The sequence below is a fragment of the Micromonospora cathayae genome (assembly GCF_028993575.1).
GTDB classification, from domain to species: Bacteria; Actinomycetota; Actinomycetes; order Mycobacteriales; family Micromonosporaceae; genus Micromonospora; species Micromonospora cathayae.
Genome location: NZ_CP118615.1, coordinates 5950191 through 5970221, shown reverse-complemented (window position 1 = coordinate 5970221; position 20031 = coordinate 5950191). Strand labels below are relative to the sequence as shown.

Sequence of the window (20031 nt, the reverse complement as noted above, 5' to 3'; positions counted from 1 at the left end):
CCGCCCCGGTGACCGCACGTCGGACCGTCACCGTCGACGGCTCACCCGTCCACGTCCTCGACAGTGGTGCCGGGCCCGCGGTGCTGATGCTGCACGGCTCCGGACCCGGCACGACCGGGTCCGGAGCCTGGGCGACCACGGCGCAGGCGCTGGGCACGTCCTGGCGCCTGGTGGCTCCGGACCAGGCGGGATTCGGCCGTACACCTGTCCCGGTGGGCTCCCGGGGCGGGCTCCGACTGTGGACGGAGCAGGCCGCGGGCCTGATGGACGCGCTCGGTATCGAGGACTACGCCGTGGTGGGTCACTCCATGGGCGGTGCCGTGGCGCTGGCGTTGGCGGCCGCCCGCCCCCAGCAGGTCACCCGGGTCGTGGCGGTCTCGACGATGGGTGCCCCCGGCGCGCCGCTCTCCGCCGACCTCGACGCGGTCTGGGCCGCCCCCGCCGGCCCGCCCGGGGCGCGGGACATGCTGAGCCGCCTCGTCCTCGACCAGGCGCTCGTGACCGACGCGGCCGTCGACGCCCGGGCAGCCGCGATGCGGGCGGGAGCGGCCGCGTTCGCGCCGTTGTTCCCTCCGCCCAGGGCACGCTGGGTCGCCGATCTCACCCTCCCGGCCCGGACGCTGGCAGCGGTCCGCGCGCCCGTGCTGCTCGTGCACGGCGCCGAGGACCGGGTCACCCCGCTCGAGACGGCAGCCCTGCCCCTACTCGCACACCTGGCCGATGTCCGTCTGCACGTGCTCGGCCGATGCGGGCACGTGCCGGCGATCGAGCACCCGCACGAGTTCAGGCAGCTGCTGTCGGTCTTCCTCCGCCGGGACCGCTGTCACTGATCGCTGCGGCAGGCCCCAAAGCGTCCCGGCTCGTGTAGTCAACCGCGACGGTCGACGACCATCTGCGCCCACATGCGGGGCCCATCGTGGTCGACCTGGTCCTGAACGTCCTCGACGCGCCCGATCAACGCGTTTACCAGGTCGCACGCTTCGCCGCCGGCGGACGGGCCGTGCGGCGTAGCAGACCGGCCCTGGTTCGGTGGGCTGTCGCCTGAGGTGACAGCACCAGCACATGCCTGATGGTGACCATGGATATGTCATCGAGGTCACCCCTCGGCCGCGTCCAGTTACCAAGCAGTAATCAGAGTCAGGCCCAGCCTCGCTGATTTTTGTTTGTCGGTGAGGGCGAGTCCCAGTTCGCGGTAGACCTTGCTCTTGTCGTCGCTGTGGGCGTTCCGCAGGGTGTTGCGGACATCATCGGAGCTGCCGGCGAGGGACTGCGTAGGTTTTCGGCCGCACCCCCGGAGCTGACCGGCGCGGCGCTGATCCACGCGAGCCTGACTCACGCACTCTCGGCTGGCGCGGACCTGACCCGAGCGAACCTGACCCAAGGGTTTCCTGAACGGCACGAACCTGACAGGCGGATCAGCGCGAGAATCGCGAATGTGTTGGCGAACTCGACCGCGAACCTGGCTCGTGCGGACTTGACCGACGCGAACCTGACGTGCGCCAAGACTGATGACCGCACGCGGCGGCCTGCGGGACTGCCGTGGCCGGTGCCGTGCGATGACTGACGTCCACAGGGCCTACACCCCGCTGTCCCGGAACAATGATCTTGCGGCCGTGGCGACAGAATCGGCGGGCCGAGGCCCCGGCGCGTCCCGGGACGGAGCCGGGCCCTCTCGGCCTGGTCCCGGCCGCCCACCCCGCCCCGGTTTCCGTAGTGGTATCGCTCAGCTGTCGGATCGATGTCCAGAAACAATGATTATCTGACGGGTTGCGACACTCGATCGAATGACGGGGACGGGTCCGGGAAGTAGGGGAGTGCCCGTCGTTCGGGATTGCGCCGGCGGTCGGCTCAAGCCTCGAATATCCGACATCTGCCGGGCCGGTTCCTCATGTCGGTGTCATGGATCTGTGGCACGGACGGCGCGTGTCGCCCGTCGAACGTATGTACTCCACCGCCCGGTCGGGTGGCCCGGCCGCTGTTCGGTCGATTGTCCCGGCCGTGCACGGCTGTCCGGCGGCCGTCGCTCCGCGCCTTGGCGGCGCGGGAATTCATGACGGAAATGTTGCGGCGCGGTTACCGAGTCGGGAGTCCATGGCCGTTCAGGGCGGTTGGCCCAAGCTCCGTCCCGCAGTTCCACAGGATCGGAGCCGCTTGATCAGAATCGTCGGGCCAAGATCTCGGGCTAGCAGTTCGCCGTATCTCCGTCAATGCCCCAGGAGACAGCTGCGACCTCTGCCGTCAGGAATTTCCCGTTGGTAGCCTTCGGCGACACGTCCACAGTCCACAGTCCACAGTGGACCCAGCTTCCCGGTCGTCTCCTCATCGGAGGTCAGTAGATGGTCCACACCGGACCTGCGCGCCTGCGCGCAACACGACTCGCCCTCGCCGGGCTGACCGCACTCACGGTCGTCCTCGGCACCCAGGCCCCCGGGCTCGCCCGGCCGGCAGCCGAGCCGGTCCAGCCGCCAACCGTCCCCGGCCTCGGCCAGGTGGCGTACCCGCAGCAGGCCCGGCCCGGCCCGCTGCCCCGCAAGGCCGGCACCGTCCAGGCCACCGGGTCCAAGCTGACCGTCGGGCAGGGCGACGTCGGCACCCAGGCGCTCAACGACAAGGTCGCGCTCCGGACGCTGATCGTGGCCACCAACACCAGCGACTTCGGCGTACCCACGCTGACCACCACGCTCGACCGGGTCGGCGCGCAGTACGACATCGTCTACACCGCCACCGACACGATCACCGCCGGCACGCTCGTCCGCTCCGACGGCGTCGGCAAGTACAACGCGGTCATGCTGACCAACAGCATGCAGATGTACGAGCACAACGGGAACTACCTCAGCGGGCTGACCAGCACCGAGTGGAACACCCTCTGGGCGTACGAGCGCAACTTCCAGGTCCGGCAGGCCGCCCTCTACACCAGCTACGGCACCTGGCCGGAGGACTACTGCCTCACCTCCAACGGCGAGACCGCGATCGGTGAGACCCCGCTGAACGTCTCGCTCACCACCGCCGGCGCCGGCGTCTTCGACTACCTCAACAGCAGCGCCCAGATCCCGGTCACCCAGTCGTACGTCTACCGCACCTCGATCCGGTCCGGCTGCGCCGCCGACGCGCTGATGACCAACGGATCCGACGTGCTGGCCGTCCGCACCACCTCCACCGACGGCCGGGAGCGGATCGCGCTCACCTTCACCTCGAACCAGTACCTGCTCCACTCCGACCTGCTGGTCTACGGCCTGTTCCGGTGGACCAGCAAGGGCCTGCACCTCGGTGAGCGCAAGCACCACCTGAACGTCGACATCGACGACTGGTTCAACACCTCCGACCACTACAAGGAGGACGGGACCGTCGAGTACAGCCCCGGCTTCCAGGTCAGCGGGCACGACCTGGTCAACCTCGACGCGAAGCAGAGCGCGCTGCGCACCGCGTACCCGCAGGCCGCCGGGCTCACCTACAACATCGCGTACAACGGCTCGGACATCGACCCGTTCGCCGGTGACCAGTGCAGCCCCAACGGGGACGCCACCACGCTGACCGCCACCACCAAGTGCCTCAAGAACAACTTCCGGTGGATCAACCACACGTTCAACCATCCCGAGTTGAACAGCACCAACTACGCCACCTCCTACGCGGAGATCGACGACAACCGGACCGCCGGCAACGCGATCGGGCTGAACGCCCCGGCCAGTGTGCTGAAGACCCCCGAGTACTCCGGCCTCGGTGTCTACAACGACGACCCGGACGACGACACCGGCACCCCCACCGACCACGGGCTGGAGGCGTCCAACACGGCGCTGCTGGACGCGGCCGAGGACCTCGGTGTCACCACCATGGCCGGGAACATGTCGTTCAACAGCCACAAGCCGGCGCACTTCAACGCCGGCCGGATCCACCCGCTGAACCCGACCATCCAGGTGATGCCCTGCTGGCCGACGAACATCGCTTACCACACCACGACGCCGGCCGAGCAGACCGTCTTCTACAACTCCTTCTACGGCCCGAACGGGCTCTTCCCGTACTGGCCCAGCAACCGCACCTACCCGCAGCTGCTGGACTACGAGGCCGGGGTGGCGTTGCAGCACGTGGCGTCCGGCTCGATCTACCCGCACACCTTCCACATCGCCAACGTGCGCGACTACGGATCCGGCAACACCCTGCTCACCGACTGGACCGGCGCGGTGCTGGCGAAGTACACCAGCTACTTCTCGGTGCCGCTGCTGAACCAGTCGTGGACGCAGATCGCCGCGTACGGCCTGGCCCGCAACGCCCACTTCGCCGCCCTCAGCGCCGGAGCGGACGCCGTCTACGACCGGACCACCGGCACCATCTCGGTGATCTCGCCGGCCGCCGGTTCGCTCCGCCTGGCCGGGGTGACCACGGCCACCTCCGGTGCCACCACCTACGGCACCGACGTCACCGTGCCGGTGACCCTCACGGCGAACACCGCCGTGACGTTCAACGCCGCTCCGCGCCCCTGACACCTGAGCGCGGAGACCGGTGAAGCAGAAGTGAACGGGAGCACTCGGTGAGGATCGCACTGGTCTCGGAGGGGACCTACCCCTACGCGATGGGCGGCGTCAGTATCTGGTGCGAGCAGCTCATCCGCGGCATGCCGGACCACCGGTGGGAGGTCGTGGCGCTCACCGTGGACGGCACCGAGAAACCGGTCTTCGACCGACCGGAGAACCTGGACCGGGTGCACTCGATCCCGCTGTGGGGCGGACGGCCGCAGGGCCGCCGCCCCCAGCGGGGGACCCTCGTCCCGACCGGGCGACCCGGTGCGGGATTCGTGGAGTCGTACGAGGTGTTCCTGCGGGCGCTGGTCACGCCCCTGGAGTCGACCCGCTCCCAGGCCGGCGCGGTCAACCGGAGCACCTTCCTGCTCGCGCTGCGCGGCATGTTCGAGTACGCCGCCGACGGCGGCGACCTGGATGCGGGCATCCTCTCCAACCAGGCCCTGGGGATGATGCTGGACGCCTGGCACACCCTGCGGGTCGACGAGACCGGGCCGGCGCTCACCGTCGCCGACGCCCTGGAAGCGGCCTGGCTGATCTCACACATGATGCGGCCGTTGAGCGCGCCACCGGTGCGGGCGGACATCGTCCACTCGTCGATGAACGGCCTCGCCACGCTGGTCGGGATGGCCGCGACGTGGGCCCACGGCACCCCGACCGTCCTCTCCGAGCACGGCATCTACCTGCGGGAACGGTACATCTCCTACCTGCACGACAAGGCACCGCACGCCGTCCGGGTGTTGGTGCTGAGCTTCTTCCGCTCCCTCGCCGGAGCGGCCTACCTGATGACCAGCGCGCTCGCGCCGCACTCCCAGTACAACCGGCGTTGGCAGTTGCACAACGGCGCCGACCCCGAGCGGATGTGGACCATGTACAACGGCGTCGACCCCGACGAGTTCCCCCCGGCCGCCGGGGAACCGGAGGTGCCCACCATCTCCTTCATGGGCCGGGTCGACCCGCTCAAGGACCTGCACACCCTGATCCGGGCGTTCGCACTGGTGCGCGCGGAGATCCCGGCGGCCCGACTGCGCATCTTCGGCGGGACCCCGGCGGCCAACAAGGTCTACCACGCCAGCTGTCAGGCCCTGATCGACGATCTCGGGCTGACCGGGCACGCCACCCTGGAAGGCCGGGTCGGCAGCGCGGTCGAGGCCTACCACGCCGGCAACCTGGTCGCGCTGACCAGCATCTCCGAGGGCTTCCCGTACACGGTGGTGGAGGCGATGGCGTGCGGGCGGCCGACCGTCTGCACCAACGTCGGTGGCGTCGCCGAGGCGGTCGGGGAGACCGGCATCGTCGTCCCACCGCGCGACGTCGCCGCGGTCGCGGCGGCCTGCGTGAAGCTGCTCAACGACCGCGAACTGCGGCTACGGCTCGGGGCGGTGGCCCGGGCCCGGGTCCTGGAGCGGTTCACGCTGCAACGCTCGCTCCAGGCGTACCGCGACATCTACGACGGGCTCACGACGCCCCGCACGCCCGCCGCGCCGCCCCGGCACCTGCGGGGCCAGGCGCAGGGCGTGGTCCGGGTCCCGGACCGCAGGACCCGGCCCGGGGTGGCGGCCGTCACCGCCCGCGTGCCCCGACAGCGGGCCCCCGAGGAACACCTCCGGACCAACCCGCCGTACGCCCCGGGCCGTGACCTGGACCGCTCCGCGCGGCCGGCGGCCACACCCGTCCGCCCCGAGCCGACGGTCGGGACCGTACGCCTGGCGGCTGAGCCCCGATGACCGTCTCCCCCCACGACGCCGACACGGTCATCCTGCGGGCGCGGCACCGCACCGCACCGACCGGCCAGCCGGTGGACGCCGAGACGGTGATCCTGGACCGGCGGCCGGCCGCGGCCTCCTCCGGGCAGTCGGTGGACGCCGAGACGGTGATCCTGGACCGGCGGTCGCCGGACCCGGCGAACATCGAGGCGGCACCGGCCGAGGGCGACCGGGCGGCTGAGCCCGAGCGCACCATCCTGCTGCCCCGGATCTCCACCGACCCGGTCGACGAACTTGCCGACCGGGTCCGACCCAGGCTGGCCCGGGCGGTCGACGCGCTCCAGGTCGCCGCCGCGCTGGAGGCCGACGGGCACACCGACCGGACCGCCCAGGTCGAGTACGGCTACCGGGACGTCTTCGTGCTCGCCGCCGAGGTGTACCAGCGCCTGGGTCCACCTACACCGGACGACGAGGGCGGTGCGGCGGCGACGACCCGCCCCGGCCGGTGGGCGGCCCTGCGACTGATCGCGCACGGGCCGCTCTACGTGCTGCCGAGCGCCGCGTTCCCGGCCGTGCTGTCGACCGTCGGCCGACCGGGGCTGGTGCTCGGGCTGGTTCTCGCCGGCACGCTCGGCTGGGTCTGGTCCGGCGTGGCCGCGTACGCGGGTCATCGCCTGCTCGGGCTCAGCCGGCCGCGGTCGGCGGCCCGGGTGCTGCGGACGGCGGCGCTGGCCGGCCCGGTGCTGGGGGCGGCCCTCGGCGCGGCGTTGCTGCCGTTCGGCGGGCTGCCGCTGGCCGTGCTGGCGGTCTGCCTGCTGACGTACCAGATGGCCAGCACCCTCCTGATCTTCTACCGGCGAGAGGCATGGCTGGCCGGGGCGATGGCCCCGGCCTTCGTGACCGGGGCCGCCCACCTGTTCCAGGGCGGTGCGGCCTTGCGCTGGTGGTCCGTGGCCGTGGCGGCGGCCGGGGTGGTGGCGGCGTTCGCCGCGGCCCTGGTGGCCACCCGGTCCGCCGCCGCGGCCGGGGAACCGGCCGCGCGCGACCCGCTCTGGCCGGCGGCGTCCGCGCTCCTCGGTGTCGTCGGCTACGGCCTCTGCTCGGCGGTGCTGCTCTTCCACGCCCAGGCGCCGTACCTGCTGGGTCGGCTGGACGTCGCGGCGGCTGCCGCACCGCTGATCCTGTCGATGGGGTTCGTGGAGTGGCGGACCAGCCGGTTCCGGCCGGGGGCGATCGAGCTGACCCGGTCGGCCCGCCGGCCGGAGAGTTTCGCCGCCGGCGTGTGGCGCACGATCGGCCGGGAGCTGGCCGCCTGCCTGGCGGTCCCGGCGGCACTGGGGGCGGTGCTGCTGGCCGGCCTGGCCCACGCGGGGATGCTCTCCGCCGCCGGCGTGGTGATGACGGCCGCGCACGTCGCCCTCGCCGGGGCCTACTACCTGGCGTTCCTGCTGGTCGGCCGGGGGCGGTACGGCTGGCTCTGTCTCGCCATGACGATCGCGGTCGCGCTGCACCTCGCGGTCGGCGCGGCGCTCGGCGTCGCGCCCCTGCTCGGCCAGGGCGGCTCGCCGCTCGCCGACACCACGATCCACCTGGGCAGCGTCCTGCTGCTCCAGGCCCTGTTCGCGCTCGGTCTCCTTCCGGTGGTCGGGCAGGTCCGGCACTACCGATAGTCCGCTTCGAGACCTTTGGGGAGGTCTGCGTTGCACGCGGTGATCCTGGCCGGTGGCAAGGGGGTGCGGTTGCGACCGTATACGACGGCGCTGCCCAAACCCCTGATGCCGATCGGCGACAGCCACTCGATCCTGCAGATCGTGCTCGATCAGCTCGCCTCGCGCGGGTTCACCTCGGTCACCCTGGCGATCAACCACCTCGGCCCGTTGATCCGGGCGTTCGTCGGGGACGGCCGCCGGTGGGGGCTCGCCATCGACTACGTCGAGGAGGACCGGCCACTCTCCACGGTCGGCCCGCTCTTCGGGCTCAAGGACCGGCTGCCCGACCACTTCCTGGTCATGAACGGCGACCTCCTCACCGACCTGGACTACGCGGACCTGCTCCGCGCGCACACCCGCTCCGGTGCCGGGCTGACCGTGGCCACCACCGAACGGGTGCACCAGATCGACTTCGGCGTCCTGGACGTGGACGCCGGGCGGATCGTCGGCTTCCGGGAGAAGCCGGCGCTGCGCTACCCGGTCAGCATGGGCGCGTACGGGATGTCCCGCACGACGCTCACGCCGTACCCGCCCGGATTGGCCCTCGGCATCGACCGGTTGGTGCTGGACCTGCTGGCGGCGGGCGAGCACCCGGCCACCTACCCGTTCGACGGGTTCTGGCTGGACATCGGTCGGCCGGAGGACTACGACGAGGCGAACCGGACGTTCGCCCAGCTCCAGCCGATCCTGCTGCCCGCCGGCCCGAGGGCCGTGGCCCTCACCGTCGGCGACCCGGTCGGGGCCCTGGTCGTCGGGGAAACGGTCGGCGCCCTCCCCGTCGGTGAGGCGGTCGGTACCGTCGCCGGCGGGCCGGTCGGTGCCACTGCCACCGGGGAGCTGGTGTGACGCGGGTCCTGCTCTTCGGGGCGTCCGGCTTCATCGGCGGACACGCCCGGGTCGCGCTGGAGTCCGACCCGCGGATCGCCGAGGTGATCTGCCCCGGGCGGGCCAGCTACGACCTGCTCGGCGGCAGCGCGGACGGGCTCGCCGAGCTGCTGCGCGCGACCGCCCCGGACGCGGTCGTCACCTGCGTGGGCGCCCTCACCGGCTCGGCCGAGCAACTGCTCGTGGCGAACACGCTGGTCGCGGCGAAGCTGCTGGCGGCGGCCGGCGGGGCGGCCCCGCAGGCCCGGCTGGTCCGGCTCGGCTCGGCCGGCGAGTACGGCGTCGTACCGGACGGGGAGTCGGTCACCGAGGAGGACCCGGCGCAACCGCTCAGCGCGTACGGCGTCAGCCACCTCGCCGGGACCCGGCTGTTCCAGCTCGCCGGGGAGTCCGGGCAGGCCGACACGGTGTCGCTGCGGGTGTTCAACCCGATCGGCCCCGGCATGTCGGAGGAGAACCTGCTCGGCCGGGCGGCGGCCCGGATCCGCGCCGCGCTCGCCGAGGACGCCCCGGAGATCACCCTGGGGCCGCTCTCGGCGTACCGGGACTTCGTGGACGTCCGGGACCTCGCCGCGCTGATCGTCGCGGTGGTGCTCGCGCCCGAGCTTCGCCACCGGGTGCTGAATGCGGGCAGCGGTCGGGCGGTCACCGCGCGGTCGGCGGTGGAGCTGCTCGCCGCCACCGCCGGGTGGCGGGGCCGGATCCGGGAGGCCGGGGTCGGGCCGCAACGCTCGACCGCCGTCGACTGGATCCGGGCCGATGTCGGCCGGGCCGGCACGGAACTGGGCTGGACGCCGCTGCGCGATCTGGCCACCTCGGTCAAGGACATCTGGGCCGCGGGGGAGCAGCGGTGAACCTGCGGGCCACCCGACGCCGATGGCGACGGTTCGTGGCCGTCCTCGCCGGAGCGACCGTGTTGGCGGCGGTCGCGGTGTGGGCGGTCGCCGCCGACCGGCCGGACACCGGTCCGCCGTCGGGGGCCGGTCCAACGTCGAGTGCCGGTCCGCCGTCGGGGGCCGGCTCCCGGCCGGCTCCGCCCGAAGCGATCACGACCTGGGCGTACCAGCTCCAGGGGTACCCCGACGGTCGACTCGACGCGCTGACCCGCGGCCCCTACCAGCTCGCCGTGGTGGACCTGGCCCGGGACGCGCACACCGACTGGTTCACCGCCGCCGAGATCGACACGGTGCGCCGCAGCGGCAAGCGGGTGCTGGCGTACTTCGAGATCGGCAGCATCGAGGACTTCCGGCCGGAGTACCCGCCGCTGCGACGGGACGCGGCGGACCTGCTGGCCAACGAATGGCCGGACTGGCCCGGCGAGTACTTCGTCCGCTACTGGGACGCCCGCTGGTGGGACCGGGTGGTACGGCCCCGGGTGGACCAGGCGCTACGCGCCGGCTTCGACGGTGTCTACCTGGACACGCCGCTGGCGTACGAGGAGATCGACCTGACGGCCGCGCAGGGCCGTGACCGCGCGCGACTCGCCGCCGAGATGGCCGCCCTGATCGTCCGGATCAGCCGGTACGCCAAAGAACAGCGCCCCGGTTTCCTGGTCGTCCCGCAGAACTCCCCCGAACTGCGCGAGCAGCCGGGCTACCCCGCCGCCGTCGACGGCATCGCGATGGAGGAACTCTTCTACCGCGCCACGGACGAACCGTGCACCCGGGACTGGTGCGCGGAGAACCTGGCGCACACCCGGGCACTGCGCGACGCGGGCAAGTTCGTCCTCGCCGTCGACTACGCGGTGCGCACCGACCACGTCCGGACGGCCTGCGGCCGGTACCGGACGGAGGGGTTCGCCGGGACGGTCACCGTCCGGGACCTCGACCGACTCACCACGCCCTGCCGCTGAACCGCACCGCAGCGGCCGGCCGGACCAGGACGAACCACAACCGGAAGGACAACAACGATGGGGACAAAGGTCGGAGTCGTCGGCCTGGGCTACGTGGGGCTCACCCTCACCGCCGCACTCGCCGACAAGGGCTTCACCGTGTACGGCGCGGACGTCTCGCCGGCGGTGCTGGCGTCGCTGTCCCGGGGCCGGCCGCACATCTTCGAGCCCGGTGTAGAGGAGATATTCGCCACCCGGATCGGCCGGGACATCCACGTGGACACCGAGCTGCCCAAGGACACCGTGGACGTGGCGGTGATCAGCGTGTCGACGCCGGTCGACGACGTCACCCACCGCCCGAACCTGGCGAACCTGGCCGCCGCCGCCCGCGCGGTCGCCGCCAGCTGCCGCCCGGACACGCTGGTCGTGGTGCGCAGCACCGTGCCGGTCGGCGCGAGCCGCCGGGTGGTGCTGCCGGAGCTGCGGGCGGCCTGGGGTGACCGGGTCAAGCTGGTGATGGCCCCGGAACGGACCATCCAGGGTCAGGCGCTGCGGGAGCTCGTCGAGCTGCCGCAGGTGGTCGGCGGCCTGGACGCGGCGAGCCTGGAAGCCGGGATCGCGTTCTTCGAGGGGCTGGCGCAGAGCATCGTGCCGGTCTCCGGGCTGGAGACCGCCGAACTGGTGAAGCTCTCCAACAACTGCCACACCGACCTGATCTACTCCTTCGGCAACGAGATCGCGCTGATCGCCGAGCGGCACGGACTGGACCCGCTGGAGGTGATCCGGGCGACGAACGTCGACTATCCGCGCCCGGACCTGGCCAAGCCCGGGTACGTGGGCGGCGGCTGCCTCTCGAAGGACCCGTACATCATGATCGACAGTGCGGGGGACCGGCGGCCGTTCCTGGTCGGCAAGGCCCGGCAGCTCAACGAGTACCTGCCGATCCACGTCGGCGAGACGGTGGTCCGGATGCTGGTCGAGGCGCGGGGGCACAGCCACGGCGCGCGCCTGGCGGTGCTCGGCTGGGCGTACAAGGGCTGGCCGGCGACCGACGACATGCGGGGCACCCCGATCGCGACCATGATGCGGGTCTTCGCCGCCGCCGGGATCACCGTCCTCGGGCACGACCCGATGGTCACCGACGACGTGATCCGCCAGTACGGGGGGCAGCCGGTCAGCCTGGACAAGGCGTTCACCGACGCGGACGCCGTCCTGATCATCAACGACCACCCGGACTACCGGGCGATCCGGGTCCCCGAGGTGCTGGGCGCGGCCCGACCGTCGTTCGTCTACGACTCGTGGCGGGTGCTCGACGAGGACGCGGTACGCGCCGCCGGGATCCGCTACGCCGGCCTCGGCTATCTGCCGCCCGCCCCGGAAGCGCCGGCGGTCGCCGGCACCGCCCCATCGGGTACGTCGGTCGGGTCGGTCGGGTCGGACCCGTCGGTCACGGAGGTGTCGGCATGAAGGTGCTCCTGCTCGGCGGGGCCGGCTTCATCGGCCTGCACCTCGCCCGCCGCCTGGTCACCGACGGCCACGAGGTCACCATCGTGGACGACTTCTCGCGCGGCCGGCAGGACGCCGACCTCGACCGGCTGCGCAGCTGTCCGACGGTCCGGGTGGTCTCCGGGGACCTGACCGCCCCGGCGACCTGGGCCGCCCTGCCGCCGTCCGGCTGGGACCAGATCTACCTGCTCGCCGCCGTCGTCGGCGTGCGCAACGTGGAGCAGGACCCGGCCCGGGTGGTCCGGATCAACACGCTCGTCGCGCTGCACCTGCTCGACTGGGTGGCCCCCGGCGAGCGGGTCTTCTTCGCCTCCACCAGCGAGGTCTACGCCGGGGGAGTGGAGGCGGGCGTGGTGCCGGTGCCCACCGCCGAGACCGTGCCCACGATGATCTCCGACATCACCGCGCCCCGGTTCGCGTACGCGGCCAGCAAACTCCTCGGTGAGGCGGCCTTCCTGCACACCGCCCGGGCCCGTGGCTTCGAGACCGTGGTCGGCCGCTTCCACAACGTGTACGGCCCCCGGATGGGTGCCGACCACGTCGTCCCGGAGATGTCGCTGCGCGCCATGCGCGGCGCGGACCCGTTCCCGGTCCCCGGTGCCGACCAGTACCGGGCGTTCTGCCACGTGGACGACGCGGTCGAGGCGATGCTGCGGCTGATGGCGACCCCGGCCGCCGCCGGGCAGATCGTGCACATCGGCAACGACCGCGAGGAGACCAACATCGGCGACCTCGCCAAGCTGGTGCTGCGGGTGGCCGGGGTGAGCCCCGCCATCGCGGCGCAGGCGGCACCGCCCGGCTCGGTCAGCCGCCGTTGCCCGGATCTGACCCGGCTGCGCGAACTGACCGGGTACGAACCGACCGTCAGCCTGGAGGAGGGGGTACGCACCACCTTCGCCTGGTACCGCGAGCACGGATGGCCGTCGTGAACCGCCGCCCCATCTGCTTCTACTACGGCGACGGACGGTTGGACGACATCCTCGGCTACCAGCGGGTGATCCTCCAGCCGGAGTTCTATCGGCCCGCCGAGCTGCGTCACCTGGCCGACCAGGACGTGCAGACCCTCGGTTACCTGTCCCTTTCGGAGGACCAGGGGCCACCCGCGCCCTGGCAACGCCCGGACCGCAACCCGGACTGGGGCGGCGCGTTCGTCAAGGTCGGCCATCCGCTCTGGGTGGCGCACGTGGTCGGCGCGGCGCAGGCGGCCATCGCGCAGGGGTTCGCCGGGCTCTTCCTGGACACCCTCAACGTCGAGCTGACCTATCCCGAGGACGTGCCGCACCTGCTCACCCTGATCGCCGCGGTGCGGGAGGAGGCCAAGCCGGCGTACCTGCTGGCGAACCGGGGTTTCGGCATGCTGCCCCGGCTGGCCGAGATCGTCGACGGCATCGTCTTCGAGTCGTTCTCGACCCGGTGGGTCGACGACGGCTACGCCCCCTGGCCACCCGACACGCTGGAGTTCCATGCCCAGATCGCCGAGCAGTTGCTCCACCTGGAGCTGGACCTGTACAGCCTGGACTACGCCGACACCCCCGGGCTGACCGACTTCGCCGAGCGTCGGGCCCGCCAGTTCGGGCTCCAGTCCGTGGTCAGCGACCGCGCCCTGTCCCGGCTCTGACCCGCCGACGCCGACCCTCCGACCTCGGCTGCCGGTCGGGGGGTCGGTCATCGGTACGTCCTGCTCGGGCAGCCTCTCCCGGTTGCGGGTCGGGCTCTGGCTGCGGCCGGCGACGAGGACGGGCCGAGCCGTGGTCGGAGTCGTGCCGGTCAACGGGGCGGTCGCCGCGAGACACACGGTCGGGTGGGTTGCCCACACCGTGCCCGACGCCGAGATGTCGATCGCGAGGATATTGGCTGTGTTCGATGTCACGTTACCGTCTCCGCACGCCGGCCGTCCCGCCGGCGCTCCGACGGGAGAACGTCATGAGAACACCGTGGAAAGCCCTCGTCGCCCTCGTCGCCGCCGCCCTGCTGGTCCTGCCCGGCGGTGTCGCCGCCCACGCCGCCGGCACCCCCCACACCAAGATCCCGGTCTCCGGCTCGCTGCGTAGCTACCCGGTCTCCGCCGTCTACGTCGCGGGGATCTCCTCCGGCGGATACATGGCCACGCAACTCCAGGTCGCCTACTCGGCGCGGATCCGGGGAGCCGCGATCTTCGCGGCCGGCCCGTACTACTGCGCCCAGAACAACGCCGCGCAGGCCCTGTACGGCTGCGGCGACAACATCTACCCCACCTATCTGTCCACGCTGGAGAGCCACACCCGCACCTGGGCGTCGTACGGCTGGGTGGACGGCACCGCCAACCTCTCCGGCCAGCCGGTCTACGTCCACCACGGCAGCAACGACGGGGTCGTGAAGACCTCGGTCACCAACGACCTGGCCCGCTACTACCGGGACTTCGGCGCCAGCGTCCAGTACGACGCCGGCAGCGCCGCCGGCCACGCCTGGGTGACCCCGTACGGTACGGTCGGCTGCGCGCAGACCGCGGCACCGTTCCTGAACGACTGCGGTACCGACCCCCAGCGCACCTTCCTCGGCAAGCTGCTCGGTGCGGTGTCGCCGCCGAACACCGGCCCGCTCGGCGGCACCCTGATCCGGTTCGGCCAGGACTCGTTCGCGGTCAACGGCTGGGCCAACGGGCTCAGCATGGACACCAACGGCTTCGCGTACGTCCCGAGCGCCTGCGCCGCCGGCCAGACCTGCCGCCTGCTGGTCGCCCTGCACGGTTGCGCCCAGGGCCACAGCAGGGTCGGCACCGCGTTCGTCGACCGGGCGAACCTCAACCAGTACGCCGACACCAACCAGCTCATCGTGCTGTACCCGCAGGCGATCCCGACGGCGGTGAACCCGAACGGGTGCTGGGACTGGTGGGGCTACCTCGGGGCCACCAACTACCCGATCAAGGGCGGCGCCCAGCTCGAAACGATCATGAACATGGTCCGTCGGCTGGACGGCTGACCGCGGCGGCGCCGGCTCCGCTGGTCCGGAGCCGGCTCGTTGCCGGCGTCTGCCACGTCACGGGTCGCCGTCGTCACCCGGGAGGCGGCGGGCCGACACACCACCGGTGCCCTCGTGGAGTTGTCGCGCCGTACGCGCTGCGCAGTGTGTTTCACATCGTGACGACCAGTTTGCCTGTCGTATGCAGGCGGACGAAGTCGACGCACGCACGAACGCCTTCGTCAAGGGTGTAGCGGCGGCCGATGGTGGCCGGCAGTTCGCCGCGAACCGCCAGGTCGCCGACCTCGCGCATCCCGCCGAGCGTGCCGTCCATGTCCAGCACGAAGTGCAGACCCACGTCGTCGCGGCCGATCCACTCCTGTTGCGGCACGGGGTAGGTGATCGTGAGGAGACGTCCGCCCGGGCGGACGGCACTCGCGACTCCGGTGAGGTGGTCGCTCGGCAGAGCCAGGTTGAACGCGACGTCGACGCCTGCGGGGTACTCGGAAGTCGCGTAACCGATGGTCTCCTCGGCACCGAGAGCTCGCAGGACGTCGGCATCGGCGGCGGTCGCGGTGGCGATCACCCGGGCTTTCGCTCTGGAGAGCAGCGGGACCACCGCAGTACCGACGCCGCCGGTAGCACCCACCACCAGGACGGTTTCACCAGACTGCACGTCGGCGGTAGCCATCAGTGCCCGTGCGGTCAATCCGACGGTGGGCAGAGCCGCCGCCTGCTCGATGTCGAGGCCTGCCGGGCGGTGTGTCAGGAACGGGGTGTCGGCCTCGAAGACGGCGTACTCGGCCAGCGAGCCGGTACTCAACGACGGCCGGGTCGCACCCGCCGTCGCCCGCAGTGCCCGGGGCACGGCCAGGCCGAAGATCTCGTCGCCCACCTGGTAGGCCGTCACGCCGGTACCGACCTCGCTGACCGTGCCGACGAAGTCGTTGCCGGGCACGTGCGGAAACTCCAGCGGCATGACGTCGCGAAAATCGCCACCAGGCAGCCGGACGTCCGCTGGGTTGATCGAGGCGGCGGCGATCCGTACCTGGATCTGCCCTGGTCCGGGCCGGGGCGCTGGCACGTCGGCCAGCGTGTACGTCTCGGGTGGCCCGTAGCCGGTTGCGACAACTGCCTTCATGGGCCCCTCCAGAAACGGACCGAGTGGTCATGTTATTGGTCGTCAAGCTAGCAATAAGCGGACCGCGCGGTCAACTTGCTAGGGTGGCTGAATGACCTCGACCCGGCCGCTGCGCGCCGACGCCGCCCGCAACCGGCGGCTGCTGCTGGCTGCGGCCGCAGACGAGTTCGCGGAGCGAGGGCTGGACGCCTCGGTCGCCGACATCGCCCGCCGGGCCGGTGTCGGCAAGGGCACCGTGTTCCGGCACTTTCCCACGAAGGACGACCTGATCGCCGCGATCGTCCTCGACCGGATCGACGCGCTCAACACGGTCGGCGAACGACTGCTCGAAGCGGCTGATCCGGGCGCCGCGCTGCTGGAGTTCCTCACCGTCGCCGCGCATCAGCGGCAACAACGCGACCTGTCGTTCCTGCAGGAGGCCGGCGAGCTGGCCCCGGAGGTCACCAGGGTCCGCACCCGGATGTTCCACATCGTGCAGACGCTGGTCGACCGGGCCCGCGAGCACGGGGCCGTGCGGGCCGACGTCACCGGCGAGGACATCATCCTGCTGATGTGCGCACCGAACCATGTCACCAGCTACGTGCCGGATGCCCCGCCTGACCTGTGGCGACGATACCTGTCCATCATCTTCGACGGCCTACGCCCAGAAGGCGCCCACCCGCTGCCCCACCCGCCACCGGCTGCATCGGCCGGCTCGTCGACGCGACTCTCGACACCGCCCTGATTCCGATCGACAGGCGTCACGGACCCTCGCCGACCTCGTCACATCCTGATCAGCGCGACGTCCCACTGCCCGTGCGGGTCCTCCCACACGGTCACGACCTCCCCGATCGGCAGCGGATTGTGCCGGCGTGTCCCACGCCTCCCTCGACGCGCCGGCCCCGCTGGCGTTCGCCCACCGCGGGGGCACCGGGCGGGGCGACGGGAACCCCCTGCCGACCTGCGGCCGGTCGCCGTTGATCCGGATGCGGCCGGGGGCAGGGGCCGCGGTGGCGCTCGGCCGCCACCACGCCGGTCCCGCCGGTGGAGGCTTCCGCGCCGCACCGGATGACGCACGCCCCCAGGCTCCCGTACGGTCGGGTCGACGATCTCGACGTACGGTAGGGGACATGGCCGTCCTGAAGACGTACGCCCGGCTCTGGGTGGATGACCTTGATGCCTCGCTGCCGTCGCTGCGGACCCTGGTCGGCGCGGAGCCGGATCTGCGGTTCGCGTTCGACGCGATCGAGTTGGCCGCGATCGGCGACTTCCTGGTGATCGCCGGCCCTGCGGAGGAGCGGGCCCGGTACGGGCATGCCTCCGCCACCGTGATCGTCGACGATCTGGACGCTGTCGTCACCGGGCTGACCGCTGCGGGCGGCGAGATCACCACGCCGGAGGCGACCAGTCCGACCGGCCGCTACCTGTATGCCCGGCATGCTGGTGGGGCAGAGGTCGAGTACGTCGAGTGGGTGCCGGAGTTGGTCGAGCGGATCATCGGTGCCCCTGCTGTCCGGCGTTGAGGCCAGACGTCGCACGCGGACCGCGAGGGCCACGGGAGGATCGCTCGGGTCGTGGCTGGCTGTCCCCACGGGACACCACGCCGTAAGGGTGATGGCCGCCGCGATCCGCGCGGTCCTGGCGGTGCTGTGACGGTGCCGCGGTCCCGGCGGTGCCGTTGCACGTCACGACGGTGGCGGCAGGGCGGTGACGCCGGGACCGGACCCGCTCGTAGCCCTAGCTGACGAGTTGGTAGCCGAACTGCACCAGCAGGCCGGCGGCACCGGTCGCGTTCAGCACCCGGGCCTGCATCCGCTTCGGGCCGCCGGCCCCGTCGACCAGGTACGGTGTGGCGAGGCTGGTGGTCTGCACGGTGGTGCCGGCCGCGACGGCAGCGCCACCGGCGCTCACCCCGTCGGCGTCCAGGCGCACGTCGCAGCCACCGGATTCCAGCACCCGGGTCACCCGGACCACCCGGATCCGCTGCGCGTCGAGGTAGAGCAGGTTGCCGAAGTCGAACAGCCCGTCGGTGACCGGGCCGGCGACCCGAACCGTCAGCCAACCGTCGATCTGTTCGACGCCCTTGTTGCCGGTGATCCGGGTCTGCGCGGTCGTCACGCCGGTCAGCCGGTACGGCCCGACGGTGTTGCCGTTCAGGTCGTTGTCGCTGATCAGCACGTCGGCGGCGGCGTTGACGATGCCGTAGTCCTGACGGGAGATGCCGTCGGCGAGCGCGCCGACGACGTTGCCGACGATCACCACCCGGCTGGCCGTGGAGCGGATGTTGATGCCCGCGCCGAGCCGGTAGCCGGTGCCGCCACCGGAGTAGCCGCCGGAGTAGGCGACCTCGGGAAGGTCGAACGTGGTGGGGTCGACCACCTCGATCGACCGGGTGCCGTTGGCGCCGGTGACCCCCTGGATCGAGATCCGGTCCCCGGTCTCCCAGCCGTGTGCCGAGCCGGTGGTCAGCCGTACCTTGCCGGCACCGTTGTCGGCCGCGCCGGTGATCGTCCGGGCGAAGCTGGGATGCCCGGTGCGGCCGTTGTTGCCGATCAGGCAGCCGGTGACGGTGATCCGGGTCGACGCGATGTCCAGGCCGTTGCGGCCGCTGCCCCGGATGATGCTGTTGCTGAAGGTGGCGCTTCCGGTGAAGCCCGCGCCGATGCGGACGTTGTCGTGCTCGTTGTCGGCCGAGATGTAGGTGTTGGTGAACTGGGCCTGCGCGCCCGCCTCCAACAGCACCGGCACGCCGTGGCCGTTCTCGAAGCCACCGCCCTCGAAGTAGAGGAACTTCGGGATCGAAGCCCCGGGGGTGTTCTTCATCCAGATGCCGTGCCGGCCGAACAGGATGGCGGTGGCGAAGAACTTGATGGAGCCGCCGAGACCGTCGATGACGAGGTTGTCGGTGCCCGGGTTGGCGCTGCCGGCGGCGATCCCGCACTGGACGAACTCGACCGGGTCCGCACGGGAGTCGTTGTTGACCCCGTTGAGCAGGATCACCTGCTGACCGGTGAAGCCGTTCCAGACGCAGTTGGCGAACCGGACGGTGTTGCATCCGCGCAGCGTCAACCCGTTGTAGCCGTCCTTGAACCGGACGTTGGTGAACGTCAGCATGTAGTTGCCGTCGGTGCCGTTGCGGCTGGTGGACAGGATGCTCCCGCCGGTCAGGCCGGAACCGCGCACCTGGAGGTCGCGCAGCCCGCCGCCGCGTACGCCGGACAGCCGGAAACCGTCGTCGGCGCCGGTGGCCACCACGTACTGCGTGGAGTACTCGTCGTTGTCGCTCACCCCGGCGCCCTGGAACACGATCGGTACACCGACCACCTCGATGGTGTCGTCGAGACGTACCTTGCCCGGCCCGGCGGCGATGGTGCCACCGGCCGGCAGGGCACCGACGGCGGCCTGCACCTTCGGCGAGTCGTTCTCGGTGCCGGTGCCCCGCCAGCCGAACCAGGCCAGGTCGATCCGGGTGTCGTGGGGGCGCTTCCACCGGCCGGTGGCGACGCCGGTGACCGCGAAGACGGTGCCGCCGTTGTCGTCCTCGGTGGCGTCGGCGTCCCAGTACAGCGGCCCGCCGCCGACGCCGGGCGCATCGGCGTGGTAGCCGAGCAACTGGACCTGTTCGCCGTCGCTGGTTCCGGCGGTGCCCCGCAGGTCGGCGACGCTGGCCCGGGCGTCGGCACCGGCGAAGACCCGGCCCGGTCGCGCCGGGGACGCGACGGCGGCGCCGGGTACGAGCTGCGAGCCGGCGGCGAGGCCGGCCAGGCCGAAGGTGGCCAGGGCGCGTCGCCGGACGGTGCCGGGGGACCTTTCGTCCATGGGGATT

At 71.7% G+C, this 20031-nt stretch carries 16 protein-coding genes; 14 read left to right on the top strand and 2 right to left on the bottom strand.

What is annotated here, in order from left to right; genetic code table 11:
* Window positions 1-8 precede the first annotated feature (8 nt).
* The 12 genes from PVK37_RS26200 to PVK37_RS26150 all read left to right on the top strand — a co-directional run bounded on the left by PVK37_RS26200 (window position 9) and on the right by PVK37_RS26150 (window position 15106).
* Window positions 9-830 carry an alpha/beta fold hydrolase gene (locus tag PVK37_RS26200; protein WP_275030482.1) on the top strand — a complete coding sequence of 274 codons (822 nt, stop codon included), beginning with the start codon at window positions 9-11 and terminating at the stop codon, window positions 828-830.
* Window positions 831-1216: 386 nt separating this feature from the next.
* Window positions 1217-1564 (top strand): pentapeptide repeat-containing protein, encoded by a 348-nt coding sequence (locus tag PVK37_RS31930; protein WP_423791113.1) that lies wholly within the window; start codon window positions 1217-1219, stop codon window positions 1562-1564.
* Between the two features lie 772 nt (window positions 1565-2336).
* Window positions 2337-4475: an Agd3-related carbohydrate-binding protein gene (locus tag PVK37_RS26195; protein ID WP_275030481.1), complete on the top strand. Its 2139-nt coding sequence runs from the start codon at window positions 2337-2339 to the stop codon at window positions 4473-4475.
* A 47-nt stretch (window positions 4476-4522) separates the two neighbouring features.
* Window positions 4523-6238 (top strand): GT4 family glycosyltransferase PelF, encoded by a 1716-nt coding sequence (pelF, locus tag PVK37_RS26190; RefSeq protein ID WP_275030480.1) that lies wholly within the window; start codon window positions 4523-4525, stop codon window positions 6236-6238.
* Window positions 6235-7887 (top strand): hypothetical protein, encoded by a 1653-nt coding sequence (locus tag PVK37_RS26185; RefSeq protein WP_275030479.1) that lies wholly within the window; start codon window positions 6235-6237, stop codon window positions 7885-7887. Before pelF ends, PVK37_RS26185 begins: the two co-directional genes overlap by 4 nt.
* 39 nt (window positions 7888-7926) lie before the next feature.
* Window positions 7927-8772 carry a sugar phosphate nucleotidyltransferase gene (locus PVK37_RS26180; protein ID WP_275035233.1) on the top strand — a complete coding sequence of 282 codons (846 nt, stop codon included), beginning with the start codon at window positions 7927-7929 and terminating at the stop codon, window positions 8770-8772.
* Window positions 8769-9665 carry an NAD-dependent epimerase/dehydratase family protein gene (locus PVK37_RS26175; protein WP_275030478.1) on the top strand — a complete coding sequence of 299 codons (897 nt, stop codon included), beginning with the start codon at window positions 8769-8771 and terminating at the stop codon, window positions 9663-9665. Before PVK37_RS26180 ends, PVK37_RS26175 begins: the two co-directional genes overlap by 4 nt.
* The gene (locus PVK37_RS26170) at window positions 9662-10663 is read left to right on the top strand and encodes a glycoside hydrolase family 191 protein (RefSeq protein ID WP_275030477.1); all 1002 of its coding nucleotides are present in this window, start codon (window positions 9662-9664) and stop codon (window positions 10661-10663) included. The genes PVK37_RS26175 and PVK37_RS26170 overlap by 4 nt, the downstream gene beginning before the upstream one ends.
* 57 nt (window positions 10664-10720) lie before the next feature.
* Window positions 10721-12109: a nucleotide sugar dehydrogenase gene (locus PVK37_RS26165; RefSeq protein WP_275030476.1), complete on the top strand. Its 1389-nt coding sequence runs from the start codon at window positions 10721-10723 to the stop codon at window positions 12107-12109.
* Window positions 12106-13077, top strand: a complete 972-nt coding sequence (locus tag PVK37_RS26160; protein WP_275030475.1) for an NAD-dependent epimerase/dehydratase family protein — start codon at window positions 12106-12108, stop codon at window positions 13075-13077. The genes PVK37_RS26165 and PVK37_RS26160 overlap by 4 nt, the downstream gene beginning before the upstream one ends.
* The gene (locus PVK37_RS26155; RefSeq protein WP_275030474.1) at window positions 13065-13766 is read left to right on the top strand and encodes a hypothetical protein; all 702 of its coding nucleotides are present in this window, start codon (window positions 13065-13067) and stop codon (window positions 13764-13766) included. Before PVK37_RS26160 ends, PVK37_RS26155 begins: the two co-directional genes overlap by 13 nt.
* Window positions 13767-14071: 305 nt before the next feature.
* Window positions 14072-15106, top strand: a complete 1035-nt coding sequence (locus PVK37_RS26150; RefSeq protein ID WP_275030473.1) for an extracellular catalytic domain type 2 short-chain-length polyhydroxyalkanoate depolymerase — start codon at window positions 14072-14074, stop codon at window positions 15104-15106.
* Between the two features lie 151 nt (window positions 15107-15257).
* Here the strand turns inward: PVK37_RS26150 and PVK37_RS26145 are convergent, their stop codons facing one another.
* Entirely contained in the window at window positions 15258-16226 is a 969-nt protein-coding gene (locus tag PVK37_RS26145; protein WP_275030472.1) for an NADP-dependent oxidoreductase, read from the bottom strand.
* A gap of 91 nt (window positions 16227-16317) precedes the next feature.
* On the opposite strand from PVK37_RS26145, the gene PVK37_RS26140 reads away from it, so the two are divergent.
* Together PVK37_RS26140 and PVK37_RS26135 are read left to right on the top strand one after the other, a co-directional pair.
* Window positions 16318-16950 carry a TetR/AcrR family transcriptional regulator gene (locus PVK37_RS26140; RefSeq protein WP_275030471.1) on the top strand — a complete coding sequence of 211 codons (633 nt, stop codon included), beginning with the start codon at window positions 16318-16320 and terminating at the stop codon, window positions 16948-16950.
* 385 nt (window positions 16951-17335) lie between these two features.
* Complete coding sequence (locus tag PVK37_RS26135) at window positions 17336-17728, top strand: VOC family protein (protein ID WP_275030470.1); 393 nt, start codon at window positions 17336-17338, stop codon at window positions 17726-17728.
* A 214-nt stretch (window positions 17729-17942) separates the two neighbouring features.
* Here PVK37_RS26135 and PVK37_RS26130 read toward each other — a convergent pair whose 3' ends face one another.
* Entirely contained in the window at window positions 17943-20024 is a 2082-nt protein-coding gene (locus tag PVK37_RS26130) for a hypothetical protein (RefSeq protein ID WP_275030469.1), read from the bottom strand.
* Window positions 20025-20031 lie beyond the last annotated feature (7 nt).

Excerpts from the sequence above, each read along its gene's own strand:
- PVK37_RS26145 (WP_275030472.1), bottom strand. The coding sequence starts at position 16,226 with ATGAAGGCAGTTGTCGCAACCGGCTACGGGCCACCCGAGACGTACACG.
- PVK37_RS26155 (WP_275030474.1), top strand. The coding sequence starts at position 13,065 with ATGGCCGTCGTGAACCGCCGCCCCATCTGCTTCTACTACGGCGACGGA.
- PVK37_RS26165 (WP_275030476.1), top strand. The coding sequence starts at position 10,721 with ATGGGGACAAAGGTCGGAGTCGTCGGCCTGGGCTACGTGGGGCTCACC.
- PVK37_RS26130 (WP_275030469.1), bottom strand. The coding sequence starts at position 20,024 with ATGGACGAAAGGTCCCCCGGCACCGTCCGGCGACGCGCCCTGGCCACC.
- PVK37_RS26185 (WP_275030479.1), top strand. The coding sequence starts at position 6,235 with ATGACCGTCTCCCCCCACGACGCCGACACGGTCATCCTGCGGGCGCGG.
- PVK37_RS26160 (WP_275030475.1), top strand. The coding sequence starts at position 12,106 with ATGAAGGTGCTCCTGCTCGGCGGGGCCGGCTTCATCGGCCTGCACCTC.
- PVK37_RS26195 (WP_275030481.1), top strand. The coding sequence starts at position 2,337 with ATGGTCCACACCGGACCTGCGCGCCTGCGCGCAACACGACTCGCCCTC.
- PVK37_RS26140 (WP_275030471.1), top strand. The coding sequence starts at position 16,318 with ATGACCTCGACCCGGCCGCTGCGCGCCGACGCCGCCCGCAACCGGCGG.
- PVK37_RS26135 (WP_275030470.1), top strand. The coding sequence starts at position 17,336 with ATGGCCGTCCTGAAGACGTACGCCCGGCTCTGGGTGGATGACCTTGAT.
- PVK37_RS26150 (WP_275030473.1), top strand. The coding sequence starts at position 14,072 with ATGAGAACACCGTGGAAAGCCCTCGTCGCCCTCGTCGCCGCCGCCCTG.